A 12566-nucleotide genomic window follows, 5' to 3' on the forward strand; every position below is an offset into this window, starting at 1 on the left:
ACAAGACAAACCGAGAGGGGCATCGCCCCTCTCATCCTTCTCGTGATCGACATGCCTGGTGAACAGATCTTCGCCATGGAGAGGAAATTCAGACTCTCCCATCGTCCTAAACCGCTCTCGTACGGCGAGGATGTCGCCAGTATGTTCAAGCTTCTGCTATGGAATTCGCCTAATCCGGGCGGATATCAGTCCATAGATGAGCCCTTAATAAAGAGCACCGATCTGAGCGACGAGATATTCGATTATTTCACCTCGGCCATGGGATTGGACGAGGTCATATGCATCGGATGCGCGGGAAGCGGACCGGAAGATGTGAACGGAAAGATCATGGGTCTGGAGAAGGACGATCCGACTCGCAGGATGATAATGGCCTATGGATGCGGGAAGGAAGAGGGACAGACGAAGATGATGTCCATGCTGACCCATCTGCGCAACTCTCTGGCTCACGGGAGGTTCACTCTGACGGAAGATTCCACATTCATCGGTTTCGATCGTAACAGGAACAACTACAACTTCTTCCTGAGGGTGGAATCGGGGCGTATCCTGCATCTGCTGGATTCCATGATGAAGAAAAAGGGCATGCCGAAGGCCTCGGAGGCCCCTCCAACGAATTGGTACATAGTGGACTTGCTATGGGCCGGTCTTTCGATGGATACGGGATACGAACTGTATGTCGGACCGCTTCACGGGAAGGGGAAGACCGGGCCGGACATGACAATCAGACACATCAGGTCAGAGAGGACGTATCATCTTGAGATAAGTATCATGACCAGATTGCCGCCGTCGAACAGTCTCGATGAAAGAATCGGCGCTCATCCGACAACGATGGGGGAGAAAGTCATCGATGCCAGGATCCTGCTCATACCGAACAAGGATTATGACAACTCCACCGTGGAACGCCTGAACAAGTTCGGATATGTACTGCTTGACAAATCCCGTTTGAAAGGGACATTCAGTGGCAAGGATATGCTTTCAAACCAGCTGGACAGGCTGTGACCGTCTCCTTTGAGAAGCGGATCGTCTGAACGTTGAGATCACCAGACTTTGCGGCACGTTACACGATTGTCGCCTACGAGGATGATCGAGATCCTGAACCCTACTCCGAGATACCACCATCCCAGAAAACATGCTGGTAGCTCGGATAGTTCTTTATTGTGATCCCCGATGCACGACCATGGACAGATCAGACCTCCTTCCCCTGATGTCGGAGGACACCAAGCAGTATGCCGACCGCGTTCTGGAAGTTTTCGACGCCCCCTTCGCCCAGCACATGGGACTGAAGATCGAATCGATCTCCCAGGAAGAGGTTGTCTGCTCGATGAATGTTCAGGATTTCATGATCAACAGCATGGGCAGGATGCACGGCGGTGCCGTCTATGCCCTTCTGGACCACACGTTCGCCATCATCTCCAACATGATGCACGACGGAACCGGACAGAGCACCGAGGTCAAATTCTACCGTCCTGCCAACGGAAACCTCAGATGTGTTGCCAAACCCGTCAACATCTCCCGCTCCCTGGCGGTCTACGACGTGAAGGTCTATTCGGAAGAGGGGAAGCTCATAGCGTCATCTACTTGTACAGCCTTCATCATCAAGAAGGCAGAATGACCCGTTACTGCCCTAATTGCGGAGAGGCCGTTCCGAGCAACTGCCTCACTTGTCCAAAGTGCTACGCCAAGATCCCTGCGGAACCTGTCAAGAACGAAAGAAGGCAGGAAGAGCAGAGGACTGGTTCCAACGGAAAGAATCAGAGCATCCGCCGTATCCTGGCGATCGTTCCCGGATTCTTCGGCATTCTCGGCCTTGGGCACATCTACATGGATTACAAACAGCCCAGGGGATACAAGTTCCTCATCGTCGGGCTTGTTTTCTTTTCGATAGGGACGTTCCTCGTGACGGTCCCGTCGGATTGGTTGGGATTCATATTGAAGATGCCCGTCGGAATTGGATTCATTCTGCTGTACCTCATCACATTCGTCATATCGGTACTTGATTCCGCTTCAGGATTCCATGTGAAGATACGCCATATGTGATCGGAAGAATCCTGTCTGACGGAGCTTCATCATGATCGACGTGGACATGAGGCACCTGTCCATAGCGGTCTTTCCTTCAATCTGCATCGGATTGCCCGGAGTGACGTAATCGTAGGCATCCTTCAGATCCGATGAATGCTCGGGCGGCAGTCTGGACGATATCGAAGGGAACAGCGCCAGCTCTCCATTGAGATCCCACGGTTCCACGCACAGGAACTGACCGAAGGTCCTGTTGACATCGAAGGATGTAGCCTCGGTGTCCCTGAGCTTCTCCAAAAGCTCCTTGGCGACGATTCCTACCTCAGGGGATGCGTACAGCACCTCCGCAGTCATCCCGTAGTTCTCCTGGATGTAATCCAATGAATCCTTCCCTATGTCCATCGGCTCGGCGAAGACCGTGGAGTTGTACACGGTGTCGAAATCCTGACCGTCCCGATGCATCCTGCACACCGCAACGTCGACCACCCTGTCCATGGGGAAGCCTTTCGGTCCGGTTGTAGCGATCTCCACGATGTACACATCGTCCATGACCGATTATCGGCTGAAGAGTACAAGAAAACATCGTACTAACACGGATAACAGGCATTACAGGCATAACGCGGATGCCTTTATCACGGTGTAAGCAATCAGGAACACGATGAGATGCACCAAGAGCATAGACGAACTCTACGAGGAGGTCAGGGACTTCGATCTGGTCATCACCACCGATGCCGCCCTGGCCACTGCCCTGAACGGCAGGATCGACAGGCCCATAATTGGGCATTTCGCCATGACGCCCAAACAGATAGCCGCTCACGTGGCATCCAGGGTCATGGGCGTCCCCCTTTACTCCGAACTAAAGGTCATCTCCACTGTATCGGCCGAGACCGGCCTCAGCATGAAGTACGTCCACAGCGAGATCGAGAATATCAAAGAGATTAGGCAATACACCAAGGAGGTCACAAAACATCTCCATACCGCCGCATCAAGGGCCGTATACGACTCGTACGAGGCCATCCCCACGCTGGAGCGCGTGATGGGAGCCTTCGTCCCCGATGACGATGAATTCTACAGGGGCAACAGGGTGGCCGTCATAGCCGAGGAGCTGTTCAACGACCTGGACAAGCATTTCATCCCCATCAATCACGAATCCATATCCATTTCCAAGGATGATGATTACACCATCAACAGGATCTACGAGATCGGAAACGACCGCCAGCTTGCGGAGAATGCCGTGGATCTGATAGATCCGAAGAAGAGCACCGATTACGCCATCGTCCTGAATACCGGCGGGCCCATCGCGGATGCGGTCAGGGCATCCCTGTACAGAGTGAATATCGGATTCATAAACGCCCTCAACGTCAGGGACCTCTCACAGATTAGGGACTACCTTCAGTTCATAACCCTGGCCATGGAATTCGATACTATTCGTGTCAAGCACGTCAAAGAGCTGTTCTCCAACTACAACGGATTCTTCAGGAAGGGCAGGGAGGAGTTCCTCCTCTGCAAGCAGAACGAATCAGACATGACGGAACGGGCGTCTGAGCTGTGGAATGTTATGAAGGCCATCCGCTCGATGACCTACAGGGATGTATGCGACATTGTCTGCGACAAGAGGGCCAGGATACAGGTCGGCATCCTTATCGAGGACCTGAAGGTGGCGGATACGAGAATCACATCGGTCAATCTGAACGAGGTGAAATACGCAGTGGACAACGTGAAGGAGCTTCACCACAACGAGGAGATCCCCGAGAACGAGAAGAGAGGTGTGCTCCTGGTCGACTGCAAGAACTCCGTCTACATCGATAGGCCTGTGGTTATATACCTCGGCATGGAGCAGGAATGGAACATCTCCGTTGTCGGCAAACCCTACATAGATGTCGAGGACGAGACCGATAAGAACGTCGACAGGCTGAACGCATTGCTCCAGCAGGGCAATGTGAGGTACTATCTGGTCAACTCCACGAAAGGCGGCAAACCGGCGAGGCCTTGCATGCTGTTCGACCTGATCTACAGGAAACCGATGGAATCCTTCTCTATGATGTGCAGGGAACTGGTCAAGGGCAGATGGCATAGGCCCGTGGACGAACTCATACCCGCGGATCCGACCAAACAGGGGCCTGCGGACGACGGTTTCTCATCTTACTTCTCCAAATCATCATTCAACAACTACTACTCATGTCCGAGGAAGTACCTCTACGGTTCATTCCTCACCACACCGGATGAGAAGAGCACCGAGTTCGGTACCCTGATACACTCCTTCGCTGAGTTCTATGTATGCTATCCCGAAGATGTCAGGGAACTCGGTATCGACCACTTCGTGTCGCTGATATCCGACAGGTACTCTGGCCTCTCATCCCCGATGATGAAGGACCTCGATGTGGCGAAGATCAAGCAGGCCATGTCGGCTATCATCGAATACATAGATCATCTGGACGTTAAGGATGCACCCCTTGACGTGAAGATCTCCGACAAGAAAAACCCCAACAGGTTCATGGAGGCTCTGGGGAAGGAATGGACCAGCTCTGTATGCGAGAGGGACATCAGGTCTGATAAGTTCCCCGTCCACGGCCAGCTGGACCTCGTCTGGGGCGGATCCATTACCGATTACAAGACCGGAAAGGCCAGTACACCTGCGGATATCGCCAAGGCCATGACATTCGATTCCAAGGCCAGATACCCCGAGTTCCAAGCACCGATATACCTCTCGTTGATTCAGCAGGAGGTCGGGAACAAGGGAAGGTTCGACCTGTTCTACGCCATGGATAACGACACGACCGCCGCCACAGGCGAGACCCCGATCACATCCAACGTAAGATCCGTCATCGTACATGACAAGACCCTGAAGGAGATCGTCGTAAGCAGCAGGCCGTTTAGGGCATTCCTCGCCTGTTATCTCAGCAAGGAACTCAGGAACGATGTTGACAGCCTCATGTCCGTCATCCAAGAGTTGGGCGGGGAAGATCCTGCCTATTGGGACCAGGATACGGTTTTGGTTGCAGCCATCAACAATCGTCTGGGCATAAAATCATCTACCATCGAACCCGGTCTGAGGAAGATAGCCTCGCTGACCAAGGGAGGTATCCTCAGCTACGGCTCCATCATCGAGATGCCGCAGTCCGAGCTGGATTCCAGGATGCAGAGAATCTCAGATATGCATTTGCTGATGATTGAGCAGAGCAAGGTAGAATTTCCGGCCCAACCCAGACAAAAATGCAAGGATTGTCAGTATTTCTCGGTGTGTACCAAGGAGGTCATTGATGTCGGAGGTGAGACCGATGAGTGAGCTGAACCCCTCCCAACAGAGGATCGCGGACACCCACGAGGGAATGATTGTCGTCGATGCCGGTCCCGGTACCGGGAAAACGCATACCATAGTGGAGCGCTACATCAGCATGATCTCTAGGCAGGACATATCCCCGAAGGATGTCCTCCTGCTAACCTTCACGAACAATGCCGCGGCGGAGATGGAAGAACGCATAAAGAGGCGTATGACCGAGAAGGGCATGGAGAGGGATTCCAAGCTTGTCATGACCAAGACCTTTGACGCATTCTGTCTGTCGATAGTTATGGATTCCCCTGACGAGATCAGCGAATTCTTCGGCTTCAAGGAGAAGCTTACCAGATCGGCATACATGCAGGAGAACGACTCCCTGAACAGGGACTACTTCCATCGTTTCTTCGACGGTTTCCTTAGCAGCAAGGGTTCCGACTACGGTGATATTGCCGTCATAGCCAGCGAGAACCCGGAATCCCTGATGGACCTCATCGAGAACCTGATGTCTCGCGGTCTCATCCCACTGAGCAAAGGATGGTTCGGCAACCACGCCGACCGCATCCTGGAGGGGGATACGGAACAGATACTCGAACTCCTGAGGGCCAACAACTCCGTGACCGCCAGGGGCAAATGCCTCAACGTCAACGCGTTGTCCAAGATCGATGACGACCAGGGATACAATGTCCCCGGGAGGAACGACGGCGGCAACATCGACGGATCGTTTCTTGAGGAATCCGCAAGTGAGAACAGGACAGAGCTTTACAGGTTCGTCCACGACGTCTATTATGATTACATCAAACAGTCGATCACCGACAACCGCCTGACCTTCCATCTGGTGGCCATCCTCGCGTTCACTGTGCTGTACAGACAGAGGAACGTCAGGGAAAGGAACTCCTTCCGCTACCTGATGGTGGATGAATTCCAGGACACCAACGCCAACCAGTTGATGATCTCCCTGATGATCCTGAAGGAGCCCAACCTCTGCGTTGTCGGGGATTGGAAGCAGGGGATCTACGGCTTCAGGTACGTCTCCATAGAGAACATCACCAGATTCGAGGAAAAGACGGTAGAGTACAGGAGATTCCTGAACATAGGCGATAAGAGGGTCGGTTTCTCCATCCCCGAGGCTGTTAAGCTCCCTCTGGACGTCAACTACCGTTCTTCCCAGGAGATCATAGATACCGCATTCGAGTGCATCTGCCTCCCGGGTTCGAACGATGATGTCATCGGCTAGGAACAGCTGAAGGAGGACGTCGTCCTCATCCAGGCAGGAAGGGAGGACATCGGTGACTGCAAGGGCATCCGTTTTGTCCAGTCCGAATCGAAGGATGATGAGGTCACGGACACAGTTCGTGCCATCAAGGAATACGTTTTCTCCAGGAAATACGCCGTCAGGGACGGTGAGACCTCCAGGAACGTGGGCTTCGGTGACATAGCGGTCATCTGCCGCAAGACCGAGCACTGCAGGATGATTAGGGACGCCTGCGAGGCGGAGGGGATCCCCGCCTATCTCCAGGGGGATGTGCAGATAATGTCCACGCGCGAAGGGAAGCTGGCCCTCGCATGGCTGAGATATGTAAACAACGAGCGCGATCCATGGGCTTTCGTCCCCATAATGGCCGATATGGACTACACACCTGTGCAGATCAGGTCAGCCGTGAAGAACCCCGATCTGATCCCCAAGATCCTAGTCGAACAGAGGGATGAGCTCTATAAGAAACGCCGCCGCATCACGGATCTTCTCACAAGCCTGTTCCAGTTCTACAGCCTGGACAATGATGTCACCCAGGCCATCATTTCGACCGTGTCTTCCGTGCACAGGGGCACCCTGCTCACGATCTCCGATGTCATAAGGATAATCGACGACGACATCGAGAATGGTTCCACATATCCGGTCGAGAATCTCATCGACACCAAAGCGGTCACTATCATGACCATGCACAAATCCAAGGGTCTGGAGTTCCCAGTTGTCATCACCCCGTTCATAGATTCCGGCGTGATGCCCAGCACCAACAGGGATTCGGGAACGTTCTTCTTCGACGACACCCTCGGAGTCCGCTGCGGTAAGGAGATAGGCCGTTTCGGCGACTACTCGAAGATCTGCATAAACTGGAGGACCAGGCTGGCCAAATCCGTCCTCTCCATGGACTACAGCGAGGAGAGGAGACTGATGTTCGTCGCACTCTCCAGGGCGAAGCAGTACGAGACCGTAATCTGCGGACCCAAACCCTCCAAGTTCATAGAAGGGCTCATGGAAGACGGATTCTCCGCCATCCCCAATGTGGAATACGATCCGGATGTTCTAAGAGAGCAGCTCATCGACAGACCAGACGTGCCCGACTACCCCTCCAGACGCCAAAAAATAGGTGTGCACGAGATCCTGAACTTCAATGACGGGGACGGGACATCCAACACTATGGGGTCCGACGAGGTCGGAGGCAAGGGCATGGAGTACGGAACCGAGGTCCACAAGATAGCAGAGCTGATGGCGGAGGGCAAGCCCGTTGACGAGAGCTATCCGGAGGTGGAGCAGATACGCAAGGTCCTGGCCGGCGTTTCCGATGCCGATATCAAGTACACCGAGATCGATTGCGGTCTCCCCATAGACGACCTGAACGCCACCCTTAGAGGGGTGATAGATCTGCTGGTCCTGTATCCGGATCGTATGGAGGTCCACGACTACAAGACCGACGTATCGGACAGGTTCGAGGAGGAGTACACCATTCAGCTTTCCGTCTACGCGTACGCTGTGCAAGGATTCTACAACAAGCCCGTCGACTGCTACATCGACTATGTGTCCAGAGGCATCTTCAAGAAGATAGAGCCCGTGGATATGTCGGTAATCAAGAAACGTGTACTGGATTACGCGGGTGAACTTAATAAATGATAGAGTAATCCTTGTGGTATGGAAGGGCTGACTTCGAAAGAAGTTGACGAGAGGATAAAGAACGGTCAGATGAACAATGCCGATATCAAGACCAGCAGGTCTTACACCGACATCATAGTCAAGAACATCGTCACACCCTTCAACATAATACTCTTCATCGTAGGAGCGGCGCTGATAGTCCTCGAGAACTACACCAGCGCCATATCCGCCACCGGAATCATCACGGTCAACATCATAATCTCCACCATACAGGAGATCCGTGCCAAACGCCGTCTGGACAAGATATCCCTCCTGACCCGTCCCAAGGTTACGGTCATCCGCAACGGCGGCGAGGTCGTCATCGACCAGAAGGACATCGTGAAGGACGATCTGATCAAGATCGCCGCAGGGGAGCAGGCACTGGTTGACGGCGAACTGATATACTGCAGGTCCATGGAGATGGACGAATCCCTGCTCACGGGAGAGTCCAGCACCGTAAAGAAAAACGTGGGGGACACGATCTATTCGGGATCTGTCTGCGTCACTGGTGAGGCGAAGTATGTCGTAACGGCATTCGGAAACGAATCATACGCATCCCAGATGCTGAACAGCGCCAAGAAGTTCACATCCAAGAAGACCCCCCTCCAGATGGAGACGGGCACTATAACCACCGTGCTGATGGTCGTAGCCTTCTTCCTGCTATTCCTTTCGATCATATTCGAGGTGATCCACGGGCTGAACATCTTCGATATAGAGGATTTCGAGAGCATCCTTGAGATCCTTGTCCTTTGTCTGGATATCGTGCCCATCGCTTTGTTCCTCCTGATCACCCTCACCTACATGATAGCCGCGATCAGGATGGCGGATACCGGTGTGCTCCTTCAGAGATTCAACTCCGTTGAGTCACTCAGCCATGTGGAAGTTGTCTGCATGGACAAGACCGGGACCATAACGACCAACAACCTCCTCTATGAATCCGCCACCAACTTCGTGGACGATTCCGAGATGGAGCACATGGTCCGCCTATTCTCCAACGCCACTGGCAGCAAGAACAGAACGATCAGGACCCTCATTGATAAGTTCGGAGAGACCGAGACAGAACTAATCGAAGAGATACAGTTCTCTTCGGCCAGAAAATACAGCGCGGTCAAGGTCAGGGACGAGGGCATTATTTACACATTGTACTCTGGAGCATGGAATGTCCTGCGCCCGCACTGTTCCGACGCAGACAAGATCGATTCCATCATTCAGGAAGAATCCTCCAAGGGGTTCAGGACACTGGTGCTCTGCAGATCCGAGGACCTTCCGCTCAACAAGGGCGATGATTACGTCATCAACCCTCTCACTCCCGTATCCGTCATCACGATAAGGGATGAGGTCAGGCCCGATTGCAGGGAGTCCATCGATGTGTTCATTCAGAACGGCATGGACATCAAGGTCATCTCGGGTGACGATCCGGTAACGGTCGATGCACTGTTCAAGATCGCGGACATCCCCGGAGAGAGGAACATAATCTCTGGTCCCGAGCTTGAGGCCCTTCCGGATTCCGAATTGGACGAGGTCGTCCTCAGGACTAACATCTTCGGAAGGATGAAACCTGAGAACAAGGAGAAGGTCATCGAGGTTCTCAAGCGCAACAGCAAGTACGTCGCGATGATAGGTGACGGGGTCAATGACGTCAAACCCATCAAATCCGCCCAGGTCGGTATAGCTTTGGAATCCGGTTCCGGTGCCGCCAGGGGAGTCGCCGACATGATCCTGGTGGATGACAACTTCTCAGCACTACCGAAGGCTCTGGTCGAGGGAAGGAGGACGATCTCTGGAATCAGGGACATCCTCAAGGTCTACATCTCAAGGAACTTCGCCCTTGCTATAATGTTCGCCTTGGTGTTCTTCGTGTTCGGCAGGATGCCCATGCTCCCCATCCAGAATATGTTCTACGCATTCGTGGCCGTCACGGTCATCGCATTCTTCATGACCGTTTTCGCGACCCCAGACAAGAACGATGAGCTTATCCTGCCAGGCGTTTTGCGTTTCGCCATACCCTCAGCCATCATCATAGGTGTCATGGGCGTGATCATCTACGCCCTCACATGGAATATGATGTACGATAATCCCGATCTTATGGATTTCAGCTATCTTCAGGAGTACGCCGACAGACTGGGCATATCGCTTTCTCAGTTCGTCAATTATTTCCTGGTATCGATGGATTACGAATATCCATCGGCCTCCGCCGTAGCAGATATAGTTGCAAGGTCCAGCATGGTGGAGTTCGCTGCCATCGTAGGTGCCCTTCAGCTGCTCATCGTCTGTCCCCGTTTCAAGTTCCTGTCGGTGGACGGCAACGTCAACAAGAAGATACTGCCCATCTTCCTGGTGGTCTTCGTCCTCGGACTGGTATGCATAATGTTCGCTTTCTTCCCGTGGTTCGCAGCGGTCATCGGAATGGCCCGTCTCCCCAGCGATTGCGCGATGCTGGTCGTAGCCGCGGTGGCGATAGCGTTCTTCCTGATCCTGATATGTGTGAAGAGGAACATCATGCACAGACCGGTGGAGATGTTCGAGAAGTGGTATCTCAACAGGCTCGACAAAGAGTACACCAAGGGAGACGTTGTGAATGAGACGAACCTCTCCGAGAAGATCAAGGACGATATGAGCCGTCTTTGAACATCTTTATCATGATGTAAGAGGCCATCCGGGCATCGGAAAGCGCCCTGTGGTCCTGGACTCCGTGGATGCCCGCAGGGTCCTCTCCGTCGAGGATCTTGGCGTAGGCGTAATCCAGCTTGGGATAGCGGTACTTCCTCTCGTAGTACTCGCTGGGGAGCCTGCAGACCTCCGTGGCGGCCACCATGATGTCCGTGCAGGGTTTGAACGTCCCCCTGAGACACCAGGGCTCCAGATAGAGGAACTTGTTCATGTCGTATGCCACATTGTAGGAAGTGACTGCCTTGTTCCTGAGGATCCTGCGGACATCCTCAATAACGTTCATTGCGGGAGGAGCACCTGCCACCATGTCCAATGTCAAATCAGTGTTCTGGAAGATCCATGCATTGCGCTTGTAATCGTCCCATTCGTCCACATCATAGCCCAGAACGGAGGAATAGACGTCCTCGACGATCTCCTGCCTCAGACAGACCTTCGTGATGCCCACATCGACTACGACATCCTTCGGTGCACCGAACAGACCTGTGGTCTCGGTATCGAGGACGTATATCTCGTCCGGCGGAATGGCATCCAGGGTCATGAAGTCCATGGTTCGTCCGATAAGCTCTACGCGTATAAGTCCTGTGTTGTCGGTCTTTAGAATCACGACTGTCTGATCAATGTGCGTATACGCTCCTGTGTCTCCTCGGCAGAACATGTGGTGTTGACCATGTAGACCTTGCATTGTGAGAGATACTTCCTGAAGAAGTCGGTACGGATGCCTACGCTGGTCTCGTCCCTTATGAGCTGGTGCGGATTGCAGAAGTCATGGGATTGGAGATAGCTGAGGGCATCTTCCGTGCTAAGCTCGCTGACGATTGTGGGATCTTCTTTGTCCCTCTTGAGAAGGATGACGATGGACATGGATGTCTTGGAGATGACTGAACCCTGTCCCCGGACCCAACGGACGTTGCCGATCCCTCTGCCTTTGTTATCGAACTTCACGCCGGTGACCAGGGGCTTGTATTCCTCCCAGACGTCCCCTATATCCGCATCGATGTAGCAGTTCTTCTCAGAACCGTTTATCCTAGGACGGCCGGTTCCGAACTGGACGAAATACCAATCGTCCGAGATAAGATGGGAGTTGGCTTCTCTTAGAAGGCCCCACGACTGAGTTGTCTTTCCGGTCTTAGAAGGCGCTATGAGGGTCACACCCTTGCCGTCGATGTCGATGGCCGCTCCGTGGACGGAATACACCCAATGCTCCCTCTCCAATATGTTTCCGGCCAATCCCAAGGCCACGCTCTTTATCCAGCCGTAGTAGTCGAAATTGAACAGGAATATCGTATGTGTGGAGATGTCGTACTCGGCATGCAGCTCCGTTGTACCGTCATCTATGCAATAGATCCTGGCGTGTGACCTCACTGAATCGGACATATGATAGAAGTTGTCAGACCACATATCGATGAACTCTTTCCTGCAGGAGAACAGCTCCACACAGATACCGTTGATATCGGCCTTGTGGCGATAGTAGTTCATGGGTCTGCATATCTCGAGGAGCTCATTGGTCCTTGCAGTGTCGATGATCTTGGTCTCGTACGCCATCTTATCGGACTGTAATGGCGCTATCGGGTAAAAAGGAGAATCCTCCCCTGAGGGAGTGAAGTGATATGTTGTGCTTCACTCAAAGCGATTAAGCCTGAACAACAAAATTTCATCTTCAGCGATGAAATTCTCTATAAAGATCATATTCTATTACACGGT

The 12566-nt window shown here is 53.1% G+C and carries 10 protein-coding genes; 7 read left to right on the top strand and 3 right to left on the bottom strand.

Features of this window, described 5'->3' with window-relative positions; all coding sequences use genetic code 11:
- Positions 1-51: 51 nt before the first annotated feature.
- From PED39_07005 to PED39_07015, 3 genes are all read left to right on the top strand, one after another.
- Entirely contained in the window at positions 52-996 is a 945-nt protein-coding gene (locus PED39_07005; protein WII07333.1) for a hypothetical protein, read from the top strand.
- Positions 997-1174: 178 nt separating this feature from the next.
- A complete protein-coding gene (locus tag PED39_07010; protein WII07334.1) occupies positions 1175-1609 on the top strand; it encodes a PaaI family thioesterase in 435 nt (144 codons plus the stop codon).
- The gene (locus tag PED39_07015) at positions 1606-2034 is read left to right on the top strand and encodes a hypothetical protein (protein WII07335.1); all 429 of its coding nucleotides are present in this window, start codon (positions 1606-1608) and stop codon (positions 2032-2034) included. Before PED39_07010 ends, PED39_07015 begins: the two co-directional genes overlap by 4 nt.
- Here PED39_07015 and PED39_07020 read toward each other — a convergent pair.
- A complete protein-coding gene (locus tag PED39_07020) occupies positions 2002-2562 on the bottom strand; it encodes a hypothetical protein (GenBank protein WII07336.1) in 561 nt (186 codons plus the stop codon). The two genes, PED39_07015 and PED39_07020, sit on opposite strands and share 33 nt — an antisense overlap.
- Before the next feature lie 109 nt (positions 2563-2671).
- Here PED39_07020 and PED39_07025 point away from each other — a divergent pair, with 109 nt between their 5' ends.
- The 4 genes from PED39_07025 to PED39_07040 are packed head-to-tail and all read left to right on the top strand — an operon-like array spanning position 2672 to position 10823.
- Positions 2672-5299, top strand: coding sequence for a PD-(D/E)XK nuclease family protein (locus PED39_07025; protein WII07337.1), 2628 nt, complete (start codon positions 2672-2674; stop codon positions 5297-5299).
- Positions 5292-6524 (top strand): UvrD-helicase domain-containing protein, encoded by a 1233-nt coding sequence (locus PED39_07030; protein ID WII07338.1) that lies wholly within the window; start codon positions 5292-5294, stop codon positions 6522-6524. The genes PED39_07025 and PED39_07030 overlap by 8 nt, the downstream gene beginning before the upstream one ends.
- Before the next feature lie 48 nt (positions 6525-6572).
- Positions 6573-8177, top strand: coding sequence for a PD-(D/E)XK nuclease family protein (locus PED39_07035; GenBank protein WII08389.1), 1605 nt, complete (start codon positions 6573-6575; stop codon positions 8175-8177).
- Positions 8178-8195: 18 nt separating this feature from the next.
- The gene (locus PED39_07040) at positions 8196-10823 is read left to right on the top strand and encodes an HAD-IC family P-type ATPase (GenBank protein WII07339.1); all 2628 of its coding nucleotides are present in this window, start codon (positions 8196-8198) and stop codon (positions 10821-10823) included.
- On the opposite strand, the gene PED39_07045 is transcribed toward PED39_07040, so the two are convergent.
- Together PED39_07045 and PED39_07050 are read right to left on the bottom strand one after the other, a co-directional pair.
- A complete protein-coding gene (locus tag PED39_07045; protein WII07340.1) occupies positions 10798-11412 on the bottom strand; it encodes a 3'-5' exonuclease in 615 nt (204 codons plus the stop codon). The genes PED39_07040 and PED39_07045 overlap by 26 nt on opposite strands.
- A 53-nt stretch (positions 11413-11465) precedes the next feature.
- On the bottom strand, positions 11466-12407 hold the full coding sequence (locus PED39_07050) for a hypothetical protein (GenBank protein WII07341.1): 942 nt from the start codon (positions 12405-12407) through the stop codon (positions 11466-11468).
- Positions 12408-12566: the final 159 nt, after the last annotated feature.

It is taken from the genome of Methanomassiliicoccales archaeon LGM-RCC1 (genome assembly GCA_030168575.1).
Taxonomy (GTDB): Archaea; Thermoplasmatota; Thermoplasmata; order Methanomassiliicoccales; family Methanomethylophilaceae; genus Methanoprimaticola.